The 26,910-nt window shown below is 63.5% G+C and carries 25 protein-coding genes; 17 read left to right on the top strand and 8 right to left on the bottom strand.

What is annotated here, in order from left to right:
- Window positions 1-221: 221 nt before the first annotated feature.
- The 3 genes from mcrA to mcrB form a co-directional block, all read right to left on the bottom strand.
- Window positions 222-1,928, bottom strand: a complete 1,707-nt coding sequence (gene mcrA, locus QZ408_RS02085; RefSeq protein ID WP_292489341.1) for a coenzyme-B sulfoethylthiotransferase subunit alpha — start codon at window positions 1,926-1,928, stop codon at window positions 222-224.
- Between the two features lie 5 nt (window positions 1,929-1,933).
- Window positions 1,934-2,698: a coenzyme-B sulfoethylthiotransferase subunit gamma gene (gene mcrG, locus QZ408_RS02080; RefSeq protein ID WP_292489339.1), complete on the bottom strand. Its 765-nt coding sequence runs from the start codon at window positions 2,696-2,698 to the stop codon at window positions 1,934-1,936.
- Window positions 2,699-2,962: 264 nt separating this feature from the next.
- Entirely contained in the window at window positions 2,963-4,267 is a 1,305-nt protein-coding gene (mcrB, locus tag QZ408_RS02075; protein ID WP_292489337.1) for a coenzyme-B sulfoethylthiotransferase subunit beta, read from the bottom strand.
- Window positions 4,268-5,524: 1,257 nt separating this feature from the next.
- Between mcrB and QZ408_RS02070 the strand changes: the two genes are divergently transcribed.
- From QZ408_RS02070 to QZ408_RS02045, 6 genes are read left to right on the top strand one after another with little or no spacing between them, the layout of a single operon-like run.
- Entirely contained in the window at window positions 5,525-5,710 is a 186-nt protein-coding gene (locus QZ408_RS02070) for a hypothetical protein (RefSeq protein ID WP_292489336.1), read from the top strand.
- Entirely contained in the window at window positions 5,689-6,102 is a 414-nt protein-coding gene (locus tag QZ408_RS02065; RefSeq protein ID WP_292489334.1) for a molybdopterin dinucleotide binding domain-containing protein, read from the top strand. Before QZ408_RS02070 ends, QZ408_RS02065 begins: the two co-directional genes overlap by 22 nt.
- On the top strand, window positions 6,102-7,472 hold the full coding sequence (locus QZ408_RS02060) for a formylmethanofuran dehydrogenase subunit B (protein ID WP_292489332.1): 1,371 nt from the start codon (window positions 6,102-6,104) through the stop codon (window positions 7,470-7,472). Before QZ408_RS02065 ends, QZ408_RS02060 begins: the two co-directional genes overlap by 1 nt.
- A gap of 3 nt (window positions 7,473-7,475) precedes the next feature.
- Window positions 7,476-9,188 carry a formylmethanofuran dehydrogenase subunit A gene (locus QZ408_RS02055; RefSeq protein ID WP_292489329.1) on the top strand — a complete coding sequence of 571 codons (1,713 nt, stop codon included), beginning with the start codon at window positions 7,476-7,478 and terminating at the stop codon, window positions 9,186-9,188.
- A gap of 10 nt (window positions 9,189-9,198) precedes the next feature.
- The gene (locus QZ408_RS02050) at window positions 9,199-9,999 is read left to right on the top strand and encodes a formylmethanofuran dehydrogenase subunit C (RefSeq protein WP_292489327.1); all 801 of its coding nucleotides are present in this window, start codon (window positions 9,199-9,201) and stop codon (window positions 9,997-9,999) included.
- Between the two features lie 59 nt (window positions 10,000-10,058).
- Complete coding sequence (locus tag QZ408_RS02045) at window positions 10,059-11,249, top strand: molybdopterin-binding protein (RefSeq protein ID WP_292489325.1); 1,191 nt, start codon at window positions 10,059-10,061, stop codon at window positions 11,247-11,249.
- Window positions 11,250-11,472: 223 nt separating this feature from the next.
- Here QZ408_RS02045 and QZ408_RS02040 read toward each other — a convergent pair whose 3' ends face one another.
- A complete protein-coding gene (locus tag QZ408_RS02040; protein ID WP_292489323.1) occupies window positions 11,473-12,222 on the bottom strand; it encodes a hypothetical protein in 750 nt (249 codons plus the stop codon).
- A gap of 228 nt (window positions 12,223-12,450) precedes the next feature.
- Here QZ408_RS02040 and QZ408_RS02035 point away from each other — a divergent pair, with 228 nt between their 5' ends.
- The 9 genes from QZ408_RS02035 (at window position 12,451) to QZ408_RS01995 (ending at window position 20,736) form a co-directional block, all read left to right on the top strand.
- Window positions 12,451-13,125, top strand: coding sequence for a ribonuclease III domain-containing protein (locus tag QZ408_RS02035; RefSeq protein WP_292489320.1), 675 nt, complete (start codon window positions 12,451-12,453; stop codon window positions 13,123-13,125).
- Window position 13,126: 1 nt separating this feature from the next.
- The gene (locus QZ408_RS02030) at window positions 13,127-14,305 is read left to right on the top strand and encodes a DUF362 domain-containing protein (RefSeq protein ID WP_292489317.1); all 1,179 of its coding nucleotides are present in this window, start codon (window positions 13,127-13,129) and stop codon (window positions 14,303-14,305) included.
- A gap of 49 nt (window positions 14,306-14,354) precedes the next feature.
- Window positions 14,355-14,723, top strand: coding sequence for an HIT family protein (locus QZ408_RS02025; protein WP_292489315.1), 369 nt, complete (start codon window positions 14,355-14,357; stop codon window positions 14,721-14,723).
- Between the two features lie 913 nt (window positions 14,724-15,636).
- Complete coding sequence (locus tag QZ408_RS02020) at window positions 15,637-17,541, top strand: proton-conducting transporter membrane subunit (RefSeq protein WP_292489313.1); 1,905 nt, start codon at window positions 15,637-15,639, stop codon at window positions 17,539-17,541.
- Window positions 17,538-18,398: a complex I subunit 1 family protein gene (locus tag QZ408_RS02015; RefSeq protein ID WP_292489311.1), complete on the top strand. Its 861-nt coding sequence runs from the start codon at window positions 17,538-17,540 to the stop codon at window positions 18,396-18,398. Before QZ408_RS02020 ends, QZ408_RS02015 begins: the two co-directional genes overlap by 4 nt.
- Before the next feature lie 5 nt (window positions 18,399-18,403).
- Window positions 18,404-18,886 carry an NADH-quinone oxidoreductase subunit B family protein gene (locus QZ408_RS02010; RefSeq protein ID WP_292489309.1) on the top strand — a complete coding sequence of 161 codons (483 nt, stop codon included), beginning with the start codon at window positions 18,404-18,406 and terminating at the stop codon, window positions 18,884-18,886.
- Window positions 18,883-19,266, top strand: coding sequence for an NADH-quinone oxidoreductase subunit C (locus tag QZ408_RS02005; RefSeq protein WP_292489306.1), 384 nt, complete (start codon window positions 18,883-18,885; stop codon window positions 19,264-19,266). Before QZ408_RS02010 ends, QZ408_RS02005 begins: the two co-directional genes overlap by 4 nt.
- The gene (locus tag QZ408_RS02000; protein WP_292489304.1) at window positions 19,251-20,330 is read left to right on the top strand and encodes a nickel-dependent hydrogenase large subunit; all 1,080 of its coding nucleotides are present in this window, start codon (window positions 19,251-19,253) and stop codon (window positions 20,328-20,330) included. Before QZ408_RS02005 ends, QZ408_RS02000 begins: the two co-directional genes overlap by 16 nt.
- Window positions 20,331-20,337: 7 nt before the next feature.
- Entirely contained in the window at window positions 20,338-20,736 is a 399-nt protein-coding gene (locus QZ408_RS01995; protein ID WP_292489302.1) for a 4Fe-4S dicluster domain-containing protein, read from the top strand.
- Between the two features lie 154 nt (window positions 20,737-20,890).
- Here QZ408_RS01995 and QZ408_RS01990 read toward each other — a convergent pair whose 3' ends face one another.
- From QZ408_RS01990 to QZ408_RS01980, 3 genes are read right to left on the bottom strand one after another with little or no spacing between them, the layout of a single operon-like run.
- Complete coding sequence (locus QZ408_RS01990; RefSeq protein ID WP_292489300.1) at window positions 20,891-22,261, bottom strand: NAD(P)/FAD-dependent oxidoreductase; 1,371 nt, start codon at window positions 22,259-22,261, stop codon at window positions 20,891-20,893.
- A gap of 58 nt (window positions 22,262-22,319) precedes the next feature.
- The gene (locus tag QZ408_RS01985) at window positions 22,320-22,538 is read right to left on the bottom strand and encodes a hypothetical protein (RefSeq protein WP_292489298.1); all 219 of its coding nucleotides are present in this window, start codon (window positions 22,536-22,538) and stop codon (window positions 22,320-22,322) included.
- 25 nt (window positions 22,539-22,563) lie between these two features.
- A complete protein-coding gene (locus tag QZ408_RS01980; RefSeq protein ID WP_292489296.1) occupies window positions 22,564-23,310 on the bottom strand; it encodes a YkgJ family cysteine cluster protein in 747 nt (248 codons plus the stop codon).
- 167 nt (window positions 23,311-23,477) lie between these two features.
- Here QZ408_RS01980 and QZ408_RS01975 point away from each other — a divergent pair, with 167 nt between their 5' ends.
- On the top strand, window positions 23,478-24,413 hold the full coding sequence (locus QZ408_RS01975) for a calcium/sodium antiporter (RefSeq protein WP_292489294.1): 936 nt from the start codon (window positions 23,478-23,480) through the stop codon (window positions 24,411-24,413).
- Between the two features lie 95 nt (window positions 24,414-24,508).
- Window positions 24,509-26,425, top strand: a complete 1,917-nt coding sequence (locus QZ408_RS01970; protein WP_292489293.1) for a beta-propeller domain-containing protein — start codon at window positions 24,509-24,511, stop codon at window positions 26,423-26,425.
- Window positions 26,426-26,440: 15 nt separating this feature from the next.
- Here the strand turns inward: QZ408_RS01970 and QZ408_RS01965 are convergent, their stop codons facing one another.
- Window positions 26,441-26,776: a cupin domain-containing protein gene (locus QZ408_RS01965; protein WP_292489291.1), complete on the bottom strand. Its 336-nt coding sequence runs from the start codon at window positions 26,774-26,776 to the stop codon at window positions 26,441-26,443.
- Between the last annotated feature and the right edge of the window lie 134 nt (window positions 26,777-26,910).

Below are 26,910 nucleotides of genomic sequence, written 5' to 3'. Positions count from 1 at the left end.
CCCCGCGCGCCTCCCGGTGACCTGGGCGGGCATCCCGGCGTCCGGGGAGACCTGAAATGCGAATAAAGTACTGAGAATAGGCAGATTTCGTGTTATGAATCTAAATAATCATAATACGTGGGCGAGTGAGAACCACTCGCTCCACCTACTCCAGTTGATCGGCAGGAATGTTTGCGATCGCGGGATTGTGAGGACGTGCAACTAAAAAGGGTAGGAGGGGGTTACCGGGCCGGGATGATGAGCGAACGCTCGCCGGCGGGCATGAACTCCCGGATTGCACCCTTCGCGAACTCGCGGCGGGGCTCGGCGAAGTCGAACTTCAGGGCCGGGTCCGCGAAGCAGACCTTCACGAGCGGGCTGTAGCAGAACGCGTCGCTGCGGCCGTAGTGGGCGCTCGCGACGATTGCGGCGTACTCGCCCTGGTGGCCGACGTTCATCGCGTAGTTCGGGTAGTTCGGGCCGCGGAGTTCTCCCATCAGGCCGCGGTCGGGCTCCATGGAGAGCGAGTTCGCGGACCCGCACTGGTCCTGGAGGTCGTAGCCGAAGAAGCCGAGACGCGACCAGCCGTCCTTGTGCAGGAGCATCGAGAGGTACCAGGCGTTTAAGCCGGCATTCGAGTTGCCGGTCGCAATGGCGGCCGTGAGACCGGATGCGGCGGCGATGACACCGGCACGCTGGGACCCGCCGAAGTGGTCCTCCATCATGGTCGGGAACTGCTCGTACTGCTCCATGGCGTTGAGCGAGACCTCGGTCGCCATGTCGTTGACGACGTCCTGGGTCGGCTTGACCTTGTCCTTCGGGCTCGGGTTTCTCCAGTCGACCTTGTACTTGTCCTTGATGTAGTCCATACCGTAGTAGGTGAACTCGTCGAGGATGTTGTCGGTGTAGGCCGCGGTCGCGTACTGGGTGAACCCGACACCGCCGGACATGTAGGAGCCGAGCCAGATCTGGTCGTAGAGCATGGTGCCGGCGCCGACGACCTCAAGGGCCGCACGGGCGGGGTCGTGGGGGTACTTCCGGTTCGCCTGGATGATATCGGCGAAGAGACCGAACTTGATACCACCGGGCTCGTTCGGGCCACGGGCACGCCGTGCGGGCAGGTGGGAGGCCATCTGGACGACGCCCGCGTGTTTCGCGGCGAAGGAGAGGTCGGCAACGGCTGCTTCACCGGCGCACATGCGGTAGGCGGCGATGAAGGACATGCCGATCTGCATTGCAGACCACCGGGAGGTCGTTCCACCGTCGCAGGTCCGCGAGACCGCGGTCGGGATGTGGATCGCCTGGTACATGCTCTTGCCGACTTCCGCCTTGAGCTCCTCGGCCTGCTTGGCGGGGAAGAGCTTCTCGATGTTCAGCAGGAACTGGGGCTCGATGTCATCGGCGAGCTCCTGGTCGCCGGTGAAGACCTTGACGTAACAGTCGTCGACGAGGCCGGGGTGGGTCTCGACCATGTGCTCCTGGACGACGGCCGCGCCGGGCATGGCGTGGTTTAAGATATGGAGGTACTCGTTGATCGTCTCGGGGGTGACTTCCTTCCCGAGACGCTTCTGCAGGGTCTGGTGGGCAAGGTCCATCCCGACGATGACCGTCCTCCGGATGTCGTCCCAGAACTGCTGCATCGCAGAGTTGTTGACGAAGTGGAGGTCGTCGCCCTCGACGAAGACGCCGGTGCCGGAGACCTCGTAGGTCATCAGCTGGCGCTGGCCCATCGGGATACCGCCGAGGTGGCAGCGCTCGGGGTCATACATGGAGATGCCGCGGTCCATCTCGATGGCGCGGCTCGCCTTCATGAACTCCATCTTACGGGGGGACTGGCGGACACCGTTGAACTTGTAGAACTCAGCGGTCTCGGACTCGACGTCCTGTCCCTGGAACTTCTCCTTGAGGGCCTTCAGGAACAGCTTCTGGGATCTCTCAATCTTTGCCATTGTAATCACTCCTCTTTGGGCATGAAGCCGTATTTCGTCCGCAGCGAGTGGATACGCTGGACGTATTCGATGTACTCGGTGTCGTCACGGTAGGGAGTCCCTACGAGCGAGTGGAAGATCGTCGTGTGGGCCTTGAGCCACTTCTCGTCCATGGGCTTGCCGACGGCGACGGCACGGTCGAGGGGCTCGCCGATCTGGTTCTTGACGTACTTGACGACGCCGTCCTCGCCGAGGACGTTCCTCTGGAGCATATCGAACATCATGCCGTCTTCAGCAAGGCGGAGCGAGTGGCCGTGCACGGTCGCACCACGGATGCCGACGAGAGCGGGGTCGAACATCTCGGTCTCGATGAGATCCTTTGCGTACTTCTCGAGGTCACGCTCACGGCACTCGACGATCTGGCGGCCGGAGAGCGTACCGGGGTCGATGCCGCGGAAGCGGTACATCTCGGTGTAGGTCCGCTGGTAGGGCTGCGAGGGGGCGTTGAACATCGAGTCGGCGAACTGGATGTAGCGGACGCGGTCGCCGGCTTTCGCACCGTCAGTGGGCTTGACGAGCTTGCGCATGGGGCAGTCGGGCTCCTGCTGCTCGGCGAGCGGCGGGTGGGCGCTCGGATACGCCGACCCGGGGGCGCGGTGGCCGAGGACCAGCACGATATCCTCATCCGTTACGGAACGAACCTTCTCAAGCTTCTGGCCGGGGTTCATCTGCTTGCGCCGGTTCTCAGCGACGATCGATGTCCCGGGACCATACTGGGGCTTGTATGCCATGTTTTTATTCACCTCAAACTGATTGCTATCTTATCCATTTCCTGTTGTTCTGAACGACTTCTGGCCATATCTCCGGGCACGAAGGCATCCCGGGCTCCCGGTGACCGCCGGACCTTCCCCGTTTTGGGGGTCCGCAAGGCCGACGGGTGTTGCACCGCACGGGAGGCTGTGGATCGGTGCTCGGCAGGCCCAGGCCCGGTCACCGCAAGCGGCACGGTCCCGGCCTGCAGAGATGTGGCGTTCGTCATTCGAATCTCTGCTTGCTCAGGCTCCGTTTGCGATCTGGTTGATCGGCTTGTTGAACACATCGATCTTGCCGTAGGTGTCGGCAAAGATCTTCGAGGTGCTCTCGGGCGAGAACATCTGGGTTCCGGCATCGAGCGCCGCCGCGGCGACCACACACGGGATAGCGACGCCTGCGGCGTGCCTGGTCACGACGTGGTTGCCGTTGAAGATACCAGGGCCGCCACCGCCGTAGATCGAGTGGCTGAAGAACGAGAACCCGACGGCGGTACCCATGACACGGCCGTAGTCGGTGCTCGGGAGACCGGTCTCGTGCTCAAGCAGGTCGTTGAAGTACAGGAGCGTCGAGGAGACCGCCTGGGCGAACCGGCCGGCACCGCAGTTGACGATGGTGGCTGCCATGGTTCCGGCGGCGGCGTAGGCGTTCCAGAGCATGGGGTCCTTCGTGTCGTAGAACTGGAAGTACCCGCCCTTCTTCCCGGGGGTGATGACCTTGTCCTCGATGGCACGCTCGACCAGGCTCTGGACGACCGTACCGACCGTTCCGGTCTGGCCGTTCGCCTTTACGAGGTCATAGACCATGTTGTTCGCGTTCAGGCCCTGGTAGGCGTAGGCAAGCAGCATGGCGCGCTCAAACGGCCCGACGGCGGATCCCATCTCAAAGATACCGGCGGTCTCGAGCGTGGACGCGAGTGCGGCGCCCTGCAGGGCGTTCCTGCCGGTCATCATGACGGTGTGGTTGACCGGGATGTTCCGGAGCGCGTAGCCGAGACCTTCGTTGTTCTGGGGGATGTTCAAGATCGACGTAACGAGCGCACCCTCCAGATCCTGGGTGTGCGGGTAGCTGCCCCAGCAGGCCGCCTTGACGGTGGACGCGTTGAAGGCGTCGATGCCGAACTGGTCGACGATCGCGTAGGTGGTCGCGGCTGCGACGGACGTGATCGCGGCGTCGTAGGTGGCGGCGTTCATCAGGCGCTTTGCCGGGACTTTGACGAGCTGGAGCTTTCCACCGTTGAACTCCATGATCTCGGTGTCGTCACCCTCCTCGACCTGGATCATCTCCTTGATCCTGGCGACGATGGCGTCCTTGTTCTCCATGATGGGGAGGTCAAGTTCTCTTCCCTTGATCTTGCCTTTCCCAAGTTTTCCGGTCTTAAGCGCGTCCTGGATGCCTCCAAGGTTCACGTTGATCGTTCTCTTGGTCAGGTCGATGATCTTACTTGTGGCCGGGTTAACCAGCGGGCTGATTCTGTCGAGGGTGACGCCGCCCTTGAGCAGCTTCCCGTCATCAGAATAGAGATCGATTGTTTCCGTGTATTTAGCCATAGTATTTCATCCTTTTACCCTTGTTCAATGCATTCCGTTCGTGAAAGAGGCCGGAGCATTCATGCGCCCCGGTTCTCTGAAAGCCGCTACTGCACGTCCCAAAAGGGACTATAAGAGTAGAAGGAGGGTTATTAATAAAATTTGCGAATTTAGATGGGATTTTTTGCACAAAGTAATATTTATGTCGGTGATATTTACAATCAGATATTTTAAAACAGAGATTTGACAGTTCAGATAATTGAACGTGTTACTTAAAAAGAGTTTCCCTCATCCAGATTTCACAAACGGCTGCCGAAAAGGGGATCGAAGAGTAGTAACATTAAATAATAATATAACCAATACTGATAGCAATAATTAAAATTATTCCCGCAAAAAAGTTATCGGATATATCCGGGTCAATAGGTTGGACTTAAAGATATATAACGTTACCCAAACTGGGCAGGATTTCCCGGAATTCAAATTTTCAGACTCTCGTTTTTCAAACGCGCCACAAGGAACCCGGGAATAAAAGAGATGTGCCCATATAGGATCCTCCTGCAGCCGGCGGGGATGGGGCTGCCGGTATGGATTTCGTCGGGCGGCGACAGGATCCCGGCCCCCTGCGCCCCCCGGGATCCGGCCGGGAACGGAGAGGACGGCAGAGCCTCCTGCACCAGCAACCGGTAACGCCGGGTACCACCGGACCGATTCACCCTATCTTGAGGGATCTCGTGTGTGGGAAGGACCGCCGGTTGCCCGCATTGTCACGAAGAGCGGGGAAGTTCAGTGGATGGGCCGGCAACCCACCATCAAGACAACGCACTCTTCCGCGTGGAGCAAAGGCTTTGAGACCGGGCCCTGGCCCCGCACGAAAGACCGGTCCCGCACGAGATCCCACCGCCCCCCGCGCATCCCCCATGGAGATGCGAAATTCGCGAGTGGGTGTGACAGCGCGAGCGACCGGGGGTGCAAACCGGCACCAGGGCTTCAGCCCGTGATGGCAGGAGGGGGCCTGGAGACCGGGGGCTTTGATGCTCTCTGCGGGCCAAAACCCCGGGCCTGTTTTTGCACCCGAAAACCCCGATCCGTAAACCATCTGCACGAATCGGCAAAACCCGGACAAAAACCGGAAGGATGCTCAGGGGGAAATTGTTCACCCGGAAAACCCCACATACTGCGCGTTGTAAACAAATATCATGACCAATACACCGGATGTAAATGTTATTACGTGAAACTACTTATAAATCCGGAATGGTTAAATACAAAACATTACAAGTTATGATAAAACGATCTATCCGGTGCTCTGACCGTGCTCTGGCTGGAGAGACCCTGCAATCCCTGGATGAGTCCACCACGGGCCGTGCCGGGAGCACCGGGCTCTGCGGGGCCGACTCGCCGGAGTTCCGGGAGACCGTTCCCATCAACCACATCGAGGCAGAACCATGGCGAAGAAGATTACATTGAACATGATCACCCAGCGCTCCATCGAAGAAGGCGTTGCGATGGAAAAGGGCAAAACGACCCCGGAATACTTTGAGGCCTGCTCGATCATCGAGATGCACGACGACGACGTCAAAGCGCTTGGTCTGGTCCCAAACCAGCTCGTCAAAGTGACGAGCGAATGCGGAAGTGTGATCGTCAAGACGGTCAAAGGGCGCCAGTCGCTCTACCCCGGCCTTGCGTTCATCCCGCAGGGTGTCTGGGCAAACCAGATAGTCCCCCCGCGGACCCAGGCGACGGGAGAACCCCAATACAGCGGCTTTCCGGTGACAGTCGAACCAGCGGACGGCGAGAGGCGCAAGAGTGCGCTTGAACTCGTTCAGGGAGCCGTCGGGATGTGGAGAGGTGAACAATAATGCCAACAAAGATAGAGAACGTCGGATGTCCTTATTGCGGCGTCTGCTGTGACGACCTTGTCGTGACCGTATCGGACGATGGAAAGAAGATCCTTGAGGTGGAGAACGCCTGCGCTATCGGGAATGAGATCTTCCACCACGCCACGGCTGAAGGGAGGATCAGGCTGCCCCGCCTCCGCCAGCCGGACGGCACCTACAAGGACATCTCCTACGATGAGGCGGTCGATTACGCGGCAAAAGTGCTTCATAACGCGAAAAAACCCCTGATCTACGGATTCGGATCGACCAACTGCGAGGGCATGGCCGCCGCGGCCAAGGTCGCCGAGAAGGCGGGGGCCGTGCTCGACAACTGCGCGTCCATCTGCCACGGGTCCTCGTTCCTTGCTATATTCGATAACGGCTACCCGAGCTGCACCCTCGGCGAGACGAAGAACCGCGCAGACGTCATCGTCTACTGGGGCGCAAACCCGGCTCACGCCCACCCGAGGCACATGTCCCGCTACTCCATCTTCCCGCGCGGATTTTTCACCGGCAAGGGCCACAAGAGCCGCAAGATCATCGTCATCGACCCCCGGCACACCGATACCGCCCAGGTGGCGGACATCCACCTGCAGGTGCAGCAGGGGCACGACTACGATCTCTTCGACGCATTCCGCACCGTCGTCCGGGGCCACGATATCCCCGACGTGGTCGCCGGGATCGAGAAGGAAAAGATCATTGAGGCTGTCGAGATCATGAAGAAGGCCCGGTTCGGCACCATCTTCTACGGCATGGGGCTCTGCCACTCCGACGGCCGGAACCACAACGTGGACATCGCCATCAGCCTGACCCGCGACTTGAACGATTTCACCAAGTGGACGATCATGGCGATGCGGGGCCACTACAACATCACCGGACCGGGTGCGGTCTGGTCGTGGCAGTACGGGTTCCCCTACTGTCTGGACCTGACGAAACGGGATATCGCCCACATGAACCCCGGCGAGACGAGTTCCATCGACCTTGCGATGCGGGACGAGGTGGACGCCTTCGTCAACATCGGGACCGATGCCGGCGCCCACTTCCCGATCGAGGCGGTCAAACATCTCCGGAAGCACCCCTGGATCACCATCGACCCGAACATCTGCATGGCAAGCGAGATCTCCGACCTCCACATCCCCGTAGGCATCGTCGGGGTTGAGGTCCCGGGCATCGTCTATCGGATGGACAACGTTCCGATCCAGTACCGCAAGGTCATTGACCCGCCTGAAGGCGTCATCAGCGACGAGGAGCTCTTCGAGCGGATCCACAAGAGGCTCTGCGAACTGGAGGCGGAAGAGACCGTGAAGGAGCACGTGAAGGCCGCCCCGGTTGGTGTCCGTGCGGGGGAATGAACGATGGGTGAACTCTTAATCAAGAACGGGTTCGTCTTTGACCCCCTGCAGGGGATCAAGGGCGACCGGATGGATATCGGGGTCAGGGACGGCAAGATCGTCGAGACGAGCGCCCTCTCGAGCCCGAAGACGATCGATGCCGCCGGTATGACCGTGATGGCGGGCGGCGTCGACATCCACTCCCACGTGGTCGGGCCGAAGGTGAACGTCGGCCGGCTCTTCCGGCCGGAGGACAAACTCTTCAAGAGCCCCCACAAATCTCCTACGTGCAACCGTATGGAGATGGGGTTCTCGGTCCCCTCCACGTTCAAGACCGGCTACGACTACGCCCGGATGGGCTACGTCTTCGTCAACGAGGCCGCGATGCCCCCGCTCCACTCCCCGCACGTCCACGAGGAGATCCGCGACACCCCGATCATCGACAACGCCGCGATGCCGGTCTTCGGGAACAACTGGTTCACCCTCGAATACCTCAAGAACCACGAGATCGAGAACAACGCCGCCTACACCGCCTGGCTGCTGCGGGCCACGCGCGGGTTCGCCATCAAGGTCGTGAACCCCGGCGGAACCGAGGCCTGGGGATGGGGGCTGAACTGCGAGCACATCCACGACCCGGTCCCGTACTTCGACATCACCCCGGCAGAGATCATCAAGGGGCTCATCGAAACGAACGAACACCTGGGCCTCCCCCATTCGATGCACCTGCACTGCAACAACCTCGGGAACCCGGGCAACTACACCGATACCCTTGACTCGCTCAGGCTCGCCGAGGGCTACACCGCAAAGAACGAGTTCGGCCGGGAACAGGTGATGCACGTCACGCACATCCAGTTCTGCGCCTACGGCGGCGACTCCTGGAGGAACGTCGAGTCCCGGGCCGACAAGATCATGGACTACGTGAACACCCACGACAACATCACCATCGACCTCGGTGCGGTGACCCTCGACGAGACCACGACCATGACCGCGGACGGGCCGTTCGAGCACCACCTCCAGGCCCTCAACAACCTGAAATGGGCAAACACGGACGTCGAACTCGAGACCGCGGCGGGTATCGTCCCCTACATCTACAGCCCGAACGTCAAGGTCTGCACCATCCAGTGGGCCATCGGCCTGGAACTTGCACTCCTCTCCAGGGACCCGATGCGGACGTTCATCACCACCGATCACCCGAACGCCGGGCCGTTCACCCGCTACCCGCGTGTCATAAAGTGGCTGATGAGCCGTGCGGCGCGTGACGAGACCATGAAGACGTTCAAGTGGCTTGAACGGACGATCGAGTCCACATCCATAGACAGCATCGACCGCGAACTCACGCTCTACGAGATCGCCCAGATGACCCGTGCGGGGCCGGCAAAGGCGCTCGGGGTCAGCAACATCTACGGCGGGCTCGCCCCCGGCATGGACGCCGATATCGCCGTCTACGCCCTCAACCCCGAGAATATGCCCTCTGATCCGGAGATGATCGAGAAGGCCTTCTCCCGGTGCGCCTACCTGGTCAAGGACGGCATCGTGACCGTCAAAGGTGGCGAGGTCGTCACAGAGCCCGCAAAGCGGACCGTCTGGGTCGACGTGAAGGTCCCGGAGAACGCACAGGTGCAGAGAGATATCTACGAGCACTTCCTCCGGCACTACAGCGTGAAACTCGACAACTACTCGCTCTTTGAGGAACACCTCCACAACCCGCGGGTGATCGAGGTCGACGCGACAGAATGAGGCGATGATCATGAAAACAGTAATCCTCACCCTGACCAACCCCCCCGAACTCATGCTCGAGGGGCAGAACATCACTCCGGATAACTTTGCAGGAAAGAAAGCCGCCGAGATCGCCGCCCTCGATGTCTGGGAGGGCAAACAGAAGAGCCCGCTCGGGAATTACTTCACGGTTGCAGGCGACGGCGGAGCGACGGCAGCCGAGACGAAGATCATCCTTCGCGGGGACTGCACCCGTGTGAAAAGGATCGGCCAGCAGATGACCGCAGGCGAGATCGTCATCGAAGGCAACGCCGACATGTACATCGGCGGCTGGATGAAAGGCGGGAAGATCCACGTGAGAGGAAACGTCGACTCCTTCTGCGGCATCGGGATGGAAGGCGGCGAGCTCGTCATCGACGGGAACGCCGGACACCACCTGGGCGCATCGCCCCGCGGCGAGTGGCGCGGCATGCAGGGCGGGCTGATCCGGGTCGCCGGGGACGTCGGCAACGACACGGCCACGTTCATCAACGGCGGGACGATCATCGTCGGCGGCGATGCGGATATTCACGTCTCCACCCACGGCGAAGGCGGCACCGTCATCATCAAGGGCAACGCCAAAGGCCGCGTCGGCGGGCAGATGGTGAAAGGCGACATCTACGTCTATGGGATGATAGAAAACCCGCTCCCGGGATTCAAGATGGTCGGCGAGGTGGAGCAGGAGGTCGACGGTGTGAAAGCCCTCTTCGCCCACTATGTCGGGGACCTTGGCGAACGCCACCCGGTTTCCAAAGGCAAGACGGTGTATGCAAACCTCTACACCAGAGTCTAACTTTTTTTCCCGGGGCAGAGAACCCTCAAGGCCGCAGGTCACGGGGCGGACGTGACGCCATGGCGAGGGAACGCCTCACGCTAAAACCGCTCGGTGAGGTCCGGGCTATGATGCGATCCGCCTTTGTACGCCCGAGCCGGACAATCAGGATGCCGGTGGCCGCGGCGGCCGAGCGGGTGACAGGGAATCCGATCTACTCACCCCTGACGGTCCCGGCAACGGATATCGCCGCACGGGACGGTTTTGCCGTCGTGAGCGGCGAGACCCGCGGGGCAGGTGAGAGAACCCCCGTCCGGCTCCAGAACCTCCACCGGGTGAATACCGGAAACGCGATCCCCCCCGGGTGCGACGCCGTCGTCATGATCGAGGATATCATCGGGGAGGACGGCGCCTGGAGCACCAGGAAGGCGGTAGTCCCGGGGGAGCAGGTCCATCCTGCGGGCGCCGAGATCCGGCAGGGGGAGATGATCCTCCCGGCCGGCCACCGGATACGCCCCTGCGACATCGGGGCGCTCCTCTCCTACGGGATCGCGGAGGTCGACGTATGGACCGTGAAGATCGGCCTGATCCCCACCGGAAGCGAACTGGTCCCGGCAGGCAAGCTTCCGGGCCCCGGCGAGGTGATCGAGAGCAACACCGCCGTTGCGGCGGCATGGCTCGCGGAGGCGGGCGCCTCCCCGACCCGCTACGGGATCGTCCGTGACGATCCCGCGATGCTCCGGCAGGCGATCGCGAAGGGTGTCCGGGAGAACGACCTGCTCATGATCTCCGCTGGTTCCTCGGCAGGCACCCGGGACTTCACCGCCGGCATCATCGGCGATCTCGGCGAGGTGCTCGTCCACGGCATCGCGATGAAGCCCGGGAGGCCGGCGATCGTCGGGCGGATCGACGGTAAGCCGGTCATCGGGATGCCGGGCTACCCGATCGCCGCGCTGACGACCGTGCGGGAGCTCGCCCTCCCCCTCCTCGCGGAATGGGGCTTTTGCACCCGGCCGGCGGAGCGCCTCCGCGCCCGGCTTGCCGAAACGGTCCTGACCGATCTGGGGGTTGACGAGTTCGTCCTCCTCACCGTGTCCCGGGCCGGAGACGGGTATACCGCCGCTCCCCTGCCCCCGGGTACCGGGACGCAGATGGCGATGGTGCGCGCAAATGCCTACCTGCACGTCCCGGCAGGAACCGGAAGCATTCCCGGGGGCGCGGAGATCGACGTCCTCCTGACCGGACCGCGCGAGCCGGTCCGGGAGCCGTGAACTCGCGCTGCACCATCCCGTGCGGGAGAGGAGGGACGACGCGCCTTCCTGTTGACCGGGCCTACCTAAAAACGCGACCGGCCGCATCCCGTCCGGGGGTTGAGGAGCCGCCGGGCTTTGAGCCACGAAGGGGACCGCATCAGCATCCGCCGGATGGACTCCCGCGCTTCTCCGCGCCTTCGCGTGCATCAACGCGATCGGCCGGTTCCTGGCGGCGTCTCTGTCATCCCCCGCTCCCGCAGGCATCCACCAGGGCCCTGACACGTCTCTCAAGTTCGGGGAGCCTCTCCTGGAACTCCCGCGCGAGCAGGAACGTCCGGACGGCGTCGCCCATCCCCCGGTGGACGTCGAGGAGGTGGCGGTATTCCGGGGGGACCGGATACTGGAAGTGCGCCGAGGCGACGACGGAGCCATCTATGGAGAAATCGATGAGGTGGGCAAGCCGGTCGAGGGAGAGGACCTGTTTCATACCGAGACGCCGCCGTATCTCCCGCTGGAGGTCGACCAGCCGGCGCCCGTCAAGCGGGACCTCCGCGGCCCGGAAAGCCCTCCGCTCCATCTCTGCCGCAAAGACGACGATCTCCGGCACATCTTCTGCCGGGAGGACCGACTCCATGAAGAACCCAAGGTCGGCAAACGCTTTCCGGGCGGTCTCTTCTGCCGCAGGAACCCCGCCGCCCGGGATCCGGAAGGAGTGGTCGTAGACCGCGCCATACTCGCCGCGGCCCATATTCGCCACGGTCGTCGCGACACCGACGGTTTTGCCGCACGGGTCGGTCACCTTCTTCCAGATCTCAACGTCGATATCGTAGCGGAACTGCTCCCCGGCATAGCGGACGCTGTCGTCCTCCGGCCGGTGGACGACGGCGCCTATCTCGATCGGCATCATGACCGCACGGCAGGTACCGTAGACGTACCCGAACTCGATATCGAGATAGACGCTCCCCCTGTCCCCGCCCGCCGTGGACTGCATCACGGATAGAGTTATTTCCGGAAGACAACGAAAAGGTTTCCCGGCGCCCGGTTCCCGGCAAAGATTTATCGGACAGTACGAAAGCCATTCTATGAAGAGCAACAGGACATCCTGCACCCGACGACCATGAGCCTTGCCACCATCCGGAAAAAACTTCGTATCGGCTGCCTCTTCAGGAAAAAAACCCCCGCGGGCCCGGGACCCGTCTGTCGTGACCGGGAGGGGGAGGTGCGCGCGCTCCTCGCCCGCCCACCGTTCGGGATCACCGATGTGAGCGACGCGGCCCTCCCCCTCTACGACCGGGCGCTGACCCACCGGTCATACGCGAACGGCGGGGAGTACCCGGCAACGGCGGCCGACGACAACGAACGGCTCGAGTTCCTGGGAAACTACGTCCTCGACTTCGTCATCGCCGACCACCTCTACAGCGAGTACGACCTCCCGCCCGGCGAGATGAACCGGCGGCTCCAGGTGACGAGAAACACAAAACTCGCCGATATCGTGCGCAGGCAGGGCCTCGGCATCGACGGCGTCATCAGGAGGCGGGGGCAGGCGCCGACCGACTCGATCATCGCCGACGCGTTCGAAGCCCTGATCGGCGCCATCTACATCGACCGGGGCATCGCCAGGGCCCGGGCGGTGGTGCTCGCCATCTTCGAGGACGAGATCGCCGGATGCGACACCCACCGGAACTACCGGGGGAGGCTCCAGGAGTACGCCGCCCGGGAGAACCTCGGCGAGATCGAGTACGCCTACCGCCGGACGGGTCCCGGGAGCTCTCCCGTCTGGACCGCCCGGGTGACCGTCGGGGGGGCGCTCCTCGGGAGAGGGGAGGCGCCGACCAAGCAGGGAGCGGCGATGCTCGCGGCAAAAGAGGCTCTCGCCCGCCTTGGGGAGGAGTGAGGTGCAGCCCCCCAGGCGCGATGCGACCGTCGCCGTCGTCAGGTGCGACAGTTACGTGCCGGACGAGGTCGATGCAGCCGTCCGCCGCGCGATCGGCCTCGTCGGCGGTATAGGGAGGTTCGTCGCGCCGAAAGAGAGAGTGCTCCTTAAACCGAACCTCCTGCAGGGGCAGGCGCCGGAGCGGTGCGTCACCACCCACCCGGCGGTCGTCGCTGCCGTCGCCCGCCTCCTCGTGGAGCACGGGTGCCGGATCGTCATCGCCGACAGCCCCGGGGCCGGGATCGTCTACAGCGAGCCGAACCTGCGACGGGCATACGCCCGGTCGGGATTCGCCGCCGCGGCGGAGGAGACCGGCGCCGTGCTGAACTACGATACCGGTTTTCGGATCATCCCGTTCCCGGAGGGTGAGACGATGAAGCAGTTCCCGATCATCACCCCGGCAGCGGATGCCGATGCGATCGTGGTTGTTTCCAAAGCGAAGACCCACATGTGGACCCGGATGACGGGTGCCGCAAAGAACCTCTTCGGGCTCATCCCGGGCCTCGAAAAGCCGGTCTTCCACTTCCGGTTCCGGGACGAGTACGCCTTCGGGAGGATGCTCGTCGACCTCAACGAGTGCATGAAACCCCGGCTCCAGGTCGTGGACGCAGTTGTCGGGATGGAGGGGGACGGCCCCCAGGCCGGCAGCCCGCGGAAGATCGGGGTGATCCTCGCCGGGAGCGACTACACAGCCGTGGACGCCGTTCTTGCGCGGCTCATCGGCATGGACCCGCTCGAGATCGGCACCATCAGGAGCGCGGCCGCCCGCGGCCTTCTCGATCCCCTCGCCGTCCGGACGGTCGGCGACGACCCGGCGGAGTTCGTCGTTCCCGACTTCAAGAAACCCTCGACTTACGCCGGGGGCGGGGCAGGACCCTGGCGGCGGGTGGTCCTCGCCGTCGTCCAGCGGTTCGGGAGGACCTACGCGCCCCGGCCCGGCGTGATCGCGCCGGCGTGCATCGGGTGCGGGAAGTGCGAGCGTATCTGCCCGGTGCACGCGATCACCGTCGCCGGAGGCAAGGCGACGGTCGACCTTTCGCACTGCATCCGGTGCTACTGCTGCCACGAGATCTGCACCGAGCACGCCATCGCCCTCTCCCGGAGCCTCCCGGGGAAGCTCCTCGCCCGCCTGCTCGGGTGAGAGGGGCCGGGCCAAAACCCTCATGTGGTATGGGGGACGAGCAGGGGCCATGCCATGCCCGTTCTGCAACCCGGCCCCGGAGGATATCGTGGCGAGAAACGACCTCTGCTATGCCCGCCACGACATCCACCCGGTCACCCCCGGCCACCTGCTCGTGATACCGTTCCGGCACGTGGCGAGTTACTTCGATACGACCGACGAAGAGAGGATGGCCCTTGCCCGGCTCATCGACGACTGCAGGGCGCTCACCGACCGCAACCTCGCTCCTGACGGCTACAACATCGGCGTCAACGTCGGGGAGGCCGCGGGGCAGAACGTCATGCACGTTCACGTCCATTTCATACCGCGCTACCGGGGCGATGCCGCCGGAGAACATGAAGGGGGCGTGCGGGGCGTGCTGCCCTGCAGGCCGGATTGACACCCGGCACAGGCGCTCCGGATGTCGGTACTTCACTCTTTTTGACGCCCGATATCGAGCGATGCAGCCTCGTGCGAGAGGCTGTATCGTTATCCCTATCCTTTAGTGCAATGATTCCCGGTTATCGGCACTCCCAACGGAGGAGAGTATTGATTGCTTTTCACACATTATCCCCGAATTACCGTATACCGACGTAGTCCTCCCAACGGAGGAGAGTATTGATTGCTTTTCACACTGCCCGGGGGTTTGTATCCCGGGAGTACCCGGGGATGAGCCGTATCCGGTTCTCCTCCGGGATCTCCCCGTGGAGTGGACCGTGGGGATATCGCCATGGGGGAGGGACCGGGCAGGTTTCCCCTCCCCGCAGGCGGGCCTGTGAGTTCCTCCTGAAATCCCCGCCCCACTCCGGGGGCAGCGACAGTACATGGAGAGATCCCGGGGAAGAAACGGATCCGGGCCGGCTCTCCCCACCCTTCCGGGAAACCGGCGTTAGATCGGGAATCTGACACGGCTTTCCACCGGATATCGCCATGACTGCCCTGCCCCGGGAGGGGGGGGAGGGGAGAAGCACGGCCGGGGTGGGGTGCCGGAGGGAGCGCTCCGCGGGGATGGGACGAAGGCCGGGTATGATCCGTTCATTTGGAATCACTGCACCAGCTCGCGCGCTGCCGCGGAAGAGCGCAAAAGTTCGGTGGACGGATATGCAACCCCCCATCAGGGCAACACGCGGGGGTCGCGCCGCAGCCTGCACACCGCTGATACGCGCAAAAGAGCGCGGTGGTACAGCCGCCCGGTTCGCCTCATCACCCCGCGCGGAGCCGGCTCCGGGCATCAACCGGGCGATACCCCGGGGGCCTATTTGGAATGATTAATTATGTAAGTAGGGCATAGTTACCCTACGAGGGACTCAATAGTGCAGACGCTGCTCTTCCTAATACTCTTTCCCATCCTCGTCGCGTGTCTTTTATTGTTCGTGAAACGGACGACATTGCGTTACGCGGTGGTCGCCCTCTCGGCTCTCGCCATCGGCGGGGCATCGGTTTACCTGCTCGTCCGGTATGCGTTCGGGGGCGCGGTCTACTTTGCCGCATCCTCGGAGGCGGCCGATCTCGCCATGGTGGCCATCGAGATGGTGCTCGCGCTCTTCATCATCTACATGGGCGCAAAGTTCAGGAACTACCTCGCAATCGCACTGGCCGTCGTTCAGGCGGCGCTGATTGTGTATCTCGAGACGTCGTTTTCGGGGAACCTCCATGCGGTGAACAACCTCTTCATCGACCAGTTCTCCATCATCATGGCCCTGATCATCGGGATCATCGGGAGCCTCATAGCAGTATACGCCGTCAGGTACATGGAGACGTACCACCACCACCACCCGGAGGTGCGTGACCGGCAGACGATGTTCTTCTTCGTCATCTTCGCCTTCCTCGCCGCAATGTTCGGCCTCGTCTTCTCCAATAACCTCATGTGGGTCTTCTTCTTCTGGGAGGTCACCACCATCGCATCGTTCCTGCTGATCGGCTACTCGGAGACCGAAGAGGCGACGACGAACGCTTTCCGCGCCCTGGTGATGAACCTCCTCGGCGGGGTTGCGTTTGTTACGGCGCTCATCTTCCTTGCCGCGACCGGACCGGCGAGCGGGGGCATCGATCTCGCCCGGGTGCTCGCCTCCGGCGACGCTGCCGTCGTCCTGATCCCGGCCGTCCTGATCGGGTTTGCCGGCATCACGAAGGCCGCGCTGATGCCCTTCTCCTCCTGGCTCCTCGGGGCGATGGTGGCCCCGACCCCGGTCTCGGCCCTGCTCCACTCGAGCACCATGGTCAAGGCCGGCGTCTACATCCTGGTCCGGTTCGCGCCGGTCTTTGCCGGGACCCTCGCCGGGTTCTCCGTCGGCCTCGTCGGCGCGGTGACGTTCGTCGTCGCCTCCGCGATCGCTATATCGCGCAGTGACGCGAAATCGGTCCTCGCCTACTCGACGATCGCAAACCTCGGGCTGATAGCCGCGTGTGCGGGCGTCGGGACCTACATGCTCGTCTGGGCGGCGATCCTCCTGATCGTCTTCCACGCCGTCGCGAAGTCGCTCCTCTTCCTCGGGACCGGGGCGATCGAGCACCGGATCGGGAGCCGCAACATCGAGGAGATGGAAGGCCTGATCGTCCGGATGCCGAAGATGGCGGTGATGATGTTCATCGGGATCGCCGGCATGTTCCTTGCGCCGTTCGGTATGCTGGTCTCCAAGTGGGCGGCGATCGAGGCGTTCGTCCAGGCCCCCTTCGGCCTGGTCTTCATCGCCATCCTCGCCTACGGGAGCGCCGTCACCGTATTCTTCTGGGCAAAGTGGATGGGCAAACTCGTCGCGGTCACCCGGAACGTGGAGCGGGTCGAGAAGGGATTCCTGGAGGAGCCCTGGGCTCCCCTCTACATCACCACCGGCCTCGTCGTAGCGGCCGTCTTCCTCTTCCCGGTCATATCCTCGACGCTGATTGAGCCTTACGTCCTCGCCATCTACGGGGTCACGGCACACCTGGCGCAGACAAACGTCGCCATCATGCTCCTGATGATGGCCCTGCTCCTGGTCCTCCCGGTCTCGTTCTTCCTCTTAGGGAGGACCGCAAAGCACCTCCCGGTCTACATGGGCGGGAGGCCCGCGACACCGGACCTGCACTTCGCAGGCTCCCTCGGCATGACCCGGGAGGCAATGACGCAGAACTACTACCTCACCGAGTACTTCGGTGAGGCACGGCTCTTCCGGCCCGGGGCGGCGGTCTGCATCATCCTGATCCTTGCATCGTGGGTCCTTGCGGGGGTGGCCCTATGAACTGGCTCATCGGGGCGGTCCTCTTCCTCATCCTCGCGCCCGTCGCGGGCGGCCTCATCGCCGGGATCGATCGAAAGATCACCGCGCGGATGCAAGGAAGGGTCGGGCCGCCGCTCCTGCAGCCCTTCTACGACGTCGGCAAACTCTTCGAGAAAGAGAACGTCGTCGTCACCACGGCGCAGAACTTCTACGTCCTCGCCTACCTGATCTTCATCGCCCTCTCCGGGGCGATCTTCTTCGCGGGAGGGGACCTCCTGCTGGTCGTCTTTGCCTTCACGCTCGCCCACGTCTTCCTGGTGCTCGGGGCCTACGCGGTCCACTCGCCCTACAGCCACATCGGGGCCGAGCGGGAGCTGATCCAGGTGATGGCCTACGAGCCGATGATCATCCTTGCGGCCGTCGGGCTCTACATGGTCACGGGGAGCTTCTACGTCGCCGGGATAGCCGCCGCGACCGCGCCGGCCATCATCTATCTCCCGGGCGTCTTCCTCGGGCTTGCCGTCATCCTCACGATCAAACTCAGGAAGTCCCCCTTCGACATATCGACATCGCACCACGCGCACCAGGAGATCGTCAAGGGCATCACGACGGAGTTCTCGGGCTCGACGCTGGGAGAGGTCGAGGTCGCCCACTGGTACGAGAACGTCTTCCTCCTCGGGCTCGTCTATCTCTTCTTTGCCTGGAACCCCGTGATCGGGATCATTGCCGTCGCGGTCACGTACGTGGCCGAGATCTTCATCGACAACGTCACCGCACGGGTCCGCTGGCAGGCAGCGCTGAAGAGCGGGTGGCTCGCGGCGCTACTCGGCATCGCGAACCTGGCGATCCTCTCCTATATGATGATCGGAGGTGCATGAGTACCATGGCATTCCTGAAGCGATCACCCTGGATCCTTCACTACGATGCGTCCAGCTGCAACGGGTGCGACATCGAGGTGCTTGCATGCTTAACGCCGCTCTACGACGTGGAGCGGTTCGGCATCATCAACACCGGCAACCCGAAGCATGCGGACATCCTGTTGATCACCGGCGGGATCAACGAGCAGAACCGGCCGGTGGTGAAAAACCTCTACGAGCAGATGCCGGAGCCAAAAGTGGTCGTCGCGATCGGCGCCTGCGCCGCAACCGGCGGCATATTCCGGGAGTGTTACAACATCGCAGGGGGCGTCGACAAGGTTATCCCGGTCGACGTCTATGTCCCGGGATGTGCAGCCCGGCCGGAGCAGATCATCGACGGCGTTGTGAAGGCACTCGGGATCCTCGAGGAGAAACGGATGAAGATGACAGGGGAAGCACAGGCAAAGAAAGAACCGCGGCTTGCCGCAGAGGCAGGTGAGGGAAGATGACGATAGTGAGCGAAGAGCAGACAACGACCAGCGTCGCGCTGGAGAACCTCCTCAAGGAGGTCGGAGGGCTCCAGGCCGACGGCTACCGCCTCGTCCAGATCGGGTGTACGGATGTCGGCGGAGCCTACGAGATCAACTACTCGTTCGATAAGGGCTACCAGTTCAGGAACCTCCGCCTGACGGTCGGGCCGGAGACGGAGGTCCCGAGCATCTCCGGGCTTTACTGGGGGGCGTTCGTCTACGAGAACGAGCTGCACGACCTCTTCGGGATCTCGGTGACCGGGATCAACATCGACTTTAAGGGGACGTTCATCAAGACGGCAACGAAGTATCCGTTCAGCGTCACGAGAAGGGAGGGAGACCGATGTCGAAACGCATAGTCGTGCCGTTCGGGCCGCAACACCCGGTGTTGCCGGAACCCATTCACCTTGACCTCGTCCTCGAGGACGAGCTGGTGGTGGATGTGGTCCCCTCCATCGGCTACATCCACCGGGGACTCGAGCAGCTCGTGCAGAAGCGCGAGTTCACCGAATACGTCTACGTGGCGGAACGGATCTGCGGGATCTGCAGTTTCATCCACGCGCTCTGCTACTGCCAGGGCATCGAGCACATCATGAAGATCGATGTCCCGGACCGGGCGAGGTATCTCCGGACGATCTGGTCGGAGTGCTCGCGTCTCCACTCCCACCTCCTCTGGCTCGGGCTCTTTGCAGACGGGATGGGCTTTGAGAACCTCTTCATGCGGTCCTGGCAACTCCGCGAGAGCGTGCTCGACGTCTTTGAGGACACCACCGGCGGGCGGGTCATCCAGGGGACCTGCAAGGTCGGCGGGGTCAGGCGCGATATCGGGCAGGAGAAACTCGACGAGATGCACCGCACACTCGACTCCTTCGAGGAGCAGTGCCGGGACCTCGGCGGCGTCTTCTTAAACGATGAGACGGTGAAGTACCGCCTCCAGGGGCTCGGGGTCATCTCGAAGGATGATGCCTACGCCCTCGGGGCTGCAGGGCCGACCCTCCGTGGGAGCGGGGTCGCGGTGGACCACCGGGAGACCGGGTACGCGGCCTATGGAGACCTTGGTTTCAAGCCGGTCGTCGAGACCGCCGGAGACTGCTACGCCCGGTGTGCCGTCAGGGTCAGGGAACTCTACTCCTCTATCGACCTGATCAGGAGGGCGATCGAGGAGATGCCCGAAGGCTCCATCGATGTGAAGGTGAAGGGAACGCCGGACGGCGAGTACTTCTCACGCGCGGAGCAGCCGCGGGGTGAGGTCGTCCACTACCTGCGGGGCGACGGCACCAAGCACCTTGTCCGTGCCCGTATCAGGACACCGACGCTTGCAAACATCCCCGCGCTCGTGAAGATGCTCCCGGGCGCCCAGCTCGCCGATGTCCCGGTCATCGTCCTCTCGATCGACCCCTGCATCAGCTGCACGGAGAGGTGACGGCGGGATGGGACTCTTTGAGATGACAAGAACCGTCTTTCGGAACCTCGTGAGAGGGCCGGCCACCCGGCGGTATCCGGCGGTCCCGGCGCGGACGAGCCCCCTCACCCGGGGGCACGTCGCCTTCGACCCCGCCACGTGCCGCTCCTGCGGCCTCTGCTCGCGGCGGTGCCCATGCGAGGCGATCCGCATCGAGAAGGAGGAGAAGGTCTGGGAGATCGACCGCATGCGGTGCATCGCCTGCGGCGACTGCGTCGAGGGCTGCCCCTTCGGGAGCCTCACGATGGAGCGGGAGTACTTCCCGCCGGTGGTGGAGCACGTGGTGGAACGCCACACGATCACCTACGTGAAGCCCGAGAAACCGGCGAAGAAACCGGCGGAAGAGGGCGCGGGCGCCGGGGCGTGAGATAGGGCACCGGGGCCCGAATCCCCGGCAAGACCTTTTTCTGAACTTTTCTTGCAGATAACTCATGCGAGGGCGCGAAGTCCTGGAAGAACAACTTTCCTCCCTTCGCGTTCTTCGCGGCTTCGCGCGAGCCCGGCCGGCATGCCGACGCACCTCACTTCCGCACCATTGGATGGACCATATGGATGATGTCGTAGGCGTTGCTCGGGTAGGCCCATGGGATCGCGTCGAGCGTGAGATCGTCCACCGTCAGGTTGTGCCTGATCGCGAGAGCGAAGATGTTGATCACCTCCTCAGCGTGGTGCCCGATGAGGTGGGCCCCGAGTATCCGGCGGGAGCCCCTCTCGATCAGGAGTTTGTAGCCGGCGTGCTTCTCGCCGATGCTCCGGTTCGTGAAGCGCGATGAGAGGTCGCCGGCATGGACGATACAGGGTATCCCCTTCTCCTCCGCCGCCGCCTCCGTGAGCCCGACAGACGCGAGGGGCGGGGTCGTGAAGACGGCGCTCGGGACGACGGAATAGTCCGCGACCCGGGTGTTGCCGTTTAAGATGTTGTCGACGACGATATGGGCATCCATCACCGCCACCGGTGTCAGCTGCGGGCCTTCCGGGTTTGCATCGCCGGCCACGTAGACCGCGGGGTTTGAGACGCTCCGGAGGTGGCTGTCGGCCACGATCCCCCGCCGGTCGGTCTCGATCTTCCCGGCCGCAAGATCGAGGCCTTCGATCGCAGGAACCCTGCCGGCCCCGTGGACGACCATATCCGCCTCGAAGACCTTCTCCTCCCCCGCCTTCCCGGCCCGCACGCGGAGGCTGCCGCCGGCCTTCTCGACTGAGAGAAGCGGCATATTCACCTGCACGTCGATCCCGATCTCCCTTGACGCCAGCACCAGCCGGTCGACAATGTCGGGGTCGAACCCCGAGAGGACCCGCCCGCTCCGCTGGAGGATGGTCACCCCGGACCCGGCCCTGGCGGCCACATGGGCGAACTCGAACGATATGTAGCCCCCGCCGATGAAGATGATCCGCTCCGGGAGTGTCTCAAGGAAGAAGAAGTCGCCGCTTGAGGTCACGAGGTCGGCACCCGGGACACCGAGCGGCCGGGGGTGTGCGCCGGTGGCGATCACGATGTACCGTGCCGAAAAGAGGTCGTCACCGATCAAAACCCGGTCCGGGCCGGCGAACCTGGCGAACCCCCGCCAGGTGTGGATGCCCGCCCTCCGGAAGCGCTCCTCCTTCCGCCGGGGAACAGGGCCGGTGAACGAGCGCTCGAAGGCGAGCAGCTGCGGCCAGTCGATCGCCACCTCCCCCCTGATGCCCATCCCCTGCTGGTCATGGACACGCGCCACCACCTCCGCGGCGCCGGCGAGCACCCTCTTTGGGACGCAGCCCCGGAGAGCGCATGTCCCCCCGTAGGTCTGGTGATCGGTGATCGCTACCTGCATCCCGGCTTCCTTGCAGTGCCAGGCGATATCGGAACCAGCGACACCGGTCCCGATAACAATGACATCATACTCCCGCTCCATGGCGGGGCCCTGGTCACCATGGAGCGCTATAAAGGTTTACCCGGCGGGCCGCAGGGTGTCAGGCCGCGGCGGCATACCCGGCCCGGGGCAAGGCAGGCTGCCCGAGATAGGCACGCGCACGCGCCTCAAAAGTCTCGCCAGCCTCTGCAAGTTCCCGGGAAAGGAGGAATATCCAGGCGGCGCCGGCCAGCGCCCGGTGGGGCCTGACGACGCTGGTGGCGAAGAGGATGACGGCGCCGGCCAGCACCAGCAGGGTGAGGAGGACTTCGGTCTCCATCGGGGATCCGGGGAGGGGGATTACGTCACCCGTAGACGTCGCGGGTGACCCGGTGCGGGTGAAACCGCCCGCGGTGGAATACCCGGACCTCAACCTCGGCCCCTTTCCGGAAGTCCCGCATCAGGAGGTCGTAGGTCCGCCGGACGTAGCGCAGTCCTTCCCGGGCGAAGAGGTCCTGGAGGGCTCTCCGGAACCGGATCTCCTGGTCGAGGAACGCCGCCTCGTATGCCCGGGTCTCGCGGGCTATCCGGGCGCACTCGGCATCCTCGATCGGGGTGTTGTAGCACCCGTGCTCGTTCAAGCCGCCGATCTGCCGCCAGTCGACCACACCCCTCTCATCGGCCTCCCGGTGGAGCATGTAGGGATAGACCCGGCAGATGGAGAACCGCCGGTCGTAGATGCTGCACCTGCCCCCTTCGAGGAAGATACAGGACCCGTCCGGTTTTGTCCGGAGGGCGTAGCCCGAGACGTAGAACCGTCCCTCCTGGTCGCAGGCGTCGTAATCGGGCGCCGGGATGAGGGCGTCGGGCTGAAACGACAGGACCCGATCAGTGTCCTCCTCCAGCAGGAAGACGTGACCGTTGAACTCCCGGGTGCAGCACCGGCCGCAGCAGTCGCAGGAGAACCCAACGTCACGGATGATATCGATGAACTCCTCTTCGGGGAACCGGAGAAGACTCTCGCGTTCCTGCTCCAGGGCATCAATCTGTTCGTCAAACGAGAGCGTAACTGAGGGCCTCCCTGTCAGGGTGTCCGGCGGGAATGCCGGCACCGGTATCCTCAGGTGTTGGATGGGAGAGGGGATATGCCCTTCGCCCGCAGGAGAACGGTCCCGGCAGCCCGGGGCAGAACCCCATACAACCACCGCCCGGAACCCCGATTCGGAAACGTATTAGCAGATACCCGCCCAACAGGTACCACCACACCCGTGACGCACCCATGATAACGACGTTCATCATATTCATCGTCGGCGTAGCGCTCCTCATCAAAGGTGCCGACCTCTTCGTAGGCGGCGGGAGCGGCATCGCCCTCCGCCACAGCATATCCCCGGCCCTGATCGGGTCCACGATCATCGCGTTCGGTACGTCCCTCCCCGAGCTCGTCGTCAGCACGAACGCCGCGGCCACGGGGAACACGGAGATCGCCCTCGGGAACGTCCTCGGGAGCAACATCGCAAACATCGCTCTCGTCCTCGCGCTCTGCACCCTCATCCGGCCCGGTATGGTCGCCGCGTCGGGGACGTCGCGCTCCGCGCTTGTCCGGCACACCGTGCTGATGCTCGCCGCGACGGCGGCGTTCGCCCTGCTCGCCGTAAGAGGCACGCTCGACGTCCTTGCCGGAGCGGTGCTCCTCATCCTCTTTGTGATCATCCTCGCCCTTCTCCTCCGGGAGCGCCGCGAAGAGGAGGCTGTCCATATCAGGTCGCACGGGTGGGCTGACGCTCTCTATATCGGGCTCGGGCTCGTCGCCGTCATCGTCGGCGCCCGGTTGGTCGTCGACAGCGCCGTCACCCTCGCGGAGGCCTTCGGAATCCCCGCCTTCGTCATCGGCCTCTCGGTCGTCGCCGTCGGCACATCGCTCCCGGAGCTCGCGACGTCCCTCGTTGCCGCCGTGAGAGACGAGGGCGCCATATCCGTCGGCAACATCCTCGGGAGCAACATCTTCAACCTCCTCTTCGTCCTCGGGATAAGCCTCCTCATCGCCCCGGTCACCATCGGGTCGTTTGCCGACGTCATCGCCGTCGCCTTCTTCTCCGCCGCGATCCTCCCCCTGCTCTTTGCCCGCCCGTCCGTCGTCCGGGGCTGGTCAGCCCTCCTGCTCATCGGCTACGCAGCCTACATAGCCTGGATCTTTTCGGCGGCGCCGGTCGGGTGAGGGACCCCGGCGGAAGACTTCGAAATTATTCGTAGGTTACGCAAAGGTGATGCTCCCGCGCGTGCATCTCCCTCTATCAAGAGGTGAACCGCGGAATGGGGAATTGGAAACCTGTGATGGCGGCCGCTCTCGGGTGTCTCGTGGTCGCCGCGATCATCGGGACCGCCCTCGCGTCTGAGGACGCCGGGGCGGAGGCCTGGGGCGACCTGGAGAAATTCGGATCGGTGGAAGAGATCAGGGCCTTCTTAAAGGAGCACGCGCAGAAAGGATGGAGCGATAACGGCTATCCTCGCATCCCCGGGGGCGTCGTGCCTGCGGCCGGGGAGAACGCTCCGGCGCCGGCAGCGACCGCCGTCCCGACGTCTTCGGCCCGGGACTACTCCACGACGAACGTGCAGGTGGAGGGCGTGGATGAGGCCGACTTCGTGAAGAATGACGGGAAGTACATCTACATCATATCGGGGGAGACCCTCGCGATCGTCGAGGCGTTCCCGGCAAAGGACGCGAGAATCGTCTCCGAGACCCGGATAGACGGGCGCCCGACGGCGCTCTTTCTCGCGGGCGACCGCCTGGTGGTCTTTGCCGTCGCAACAGAAGAAGAGATGACCACCCCGGAGGGGAGCGTAACGCCGGTCCCGGTCTGGCGGACGGTGACGCGCGCATACGTCTACGACGTCGGCGACCGGGCCGACCCGGAGCTGATCCGGACCCTGACCTTCACCGGCGACTACTACGACGCCCGGATGGTCGGGGAGTACGTCTACACCCTCACGCGGGAGTCTCCCGCCTGGGTGCGCGACGATATCGCCCTCCCCGCAGTGAGGGTAGATGAGGCGCCGCCCATCCGGCCCGAGATCTACCGCCCGAAGACACCCATGCAGAACTACGTCTTCTACACCGCAACCGCCTTCTCCGTCCGGAAAGACACGGACGCCCCCGATGCCGAGGCGTTCCTCCTCGGCTACGACACCACCCTCTTTGCGTCGCAGAAGAACCTCTACATCGGCTACCGGAACGCAGGGCCGGCATACTCCTCCGGGACGATGGCAGGCTCCGCCGGCACCCTTGAGCGGACGATCATCCACCGGTTCGCGATTGAGCGCGGAAAGATCGACTATAAGGCCATGGGCGAGGTCCCCGGGAGCCTCTTAAACCAGTTCTCGCTCGACGAGCACGCAGGGAACCTCCGGGTCGCGACGACCGTCGAGGGCTGGACACGGGAGGGCTCCTTCCAGTACAACAACGTCTACGTCCTCGATCCTGCGATGAAGACCATCGGGACGCTTGAGCATATCGCGCCCGATGAGCGGATATACGCCGCCCGGTTCTCCGGCGACCGGCTGTACCTCGTGACGTTCAAGCGGGTCGACCCGCTCTTCGTCATCGATCTCTCGGACCCAGAGCACCCGGGTATCCTCGGGAAACTGAAGATCCCGGGCTACTCCGACTACCTCCATCCCTATGACGCCGACCACATCATCGGTGTCGGGAAAGAGACGGGCGAGAACACCTGGGGCGGCGTCTCGGTAGAGGGGCTCAAAATTGCCCTCTTCGACGTCTCGGACGTGAACAACCCGCTAGAGGTCGACGCCGTCGTGATCGGCGAAGCCGGGACCGACTCGGAGGCCCTCCGCGACCACAAGGCCTTCCTCTTTATAAAAGAGAAGAACCTCCTCGTCATCCCGGTGAGCGAGATAAAGCGGGTCGAGAACCCCTCGTCGAAGTACCCCGGCTCCTACGGCACCACGACCCGGCAGGTGGCTTACGTCTACTCCGTGAGCCCCTCCTCCGGGTTCACTCTCGCGGGCACGGTCATCCACGGGGAGAAGGGGGCCTCGTACGCCTGGAACGCACCGGACGCGGTCCGGCGGTCGCTCTTCATGGACGACACCCTCTACACGATATCGGCAAGAAGCATCGTCATGACCGCTCTCGCCGACTACAGCCGGATCAACGAGGTCCTCCTCCCCTACCGGGAGGGGGCCTACCCGCCCCCGTACCCGGTCCGGTGAGGGGGCGGGGGCACGTCAGGCGTGGATCATCGTCAGCATCATCTTGAAGCGGGTGACGGCGTGGACCGCGTGGGGCTTATGTGCCGGCATGATGATCAGGTCGCCCGTCTTCATCGGGTATTCCGTGCCGGTGATGGTGATGAGCGCCTCCCCGTCGAGGACCTGGAGGATGGCGTCGTAGGGTGCGGTGTGCTCCGAGAGGCCTTCGCCCGCATCGAAGGCGAAGATGGTGATCGTGCCGGATTTCGTGTAGACGAGCATCCGGCTGACGATCGACCCCGGCTGGTAGGCGACGAGGTCGCGCAGGTTGATGACCTGCTCGGTGAGGTTCTCTTTTTTCGCTTCAGGCATAGGAGTTCATGTATCCTGCAGGGACTTCTGCTTTGCGCCGGTCGTGAGACCCCTTAGCCGGTGCGACTTCCGGGGGGTGGCGGCCCGGCATGGGATTGCCCGAGGGTATGGCCTGCCCAACACCAACCCCGCTG

It is taken from the genome of Methanoculleus sp. 10 (assembly GCF_913757945.1).
Lineage (GTDB): Archaea > Halobacteriota > Methanomicrobia > Methanomicrobiales > Methanoculleaceae > Methanoculleus.
The sequence above is the reverse complement of the archived record's forward strand: the minus strand, read 5'-3'. Positions and strand labels throughout refer to the sequence as shown.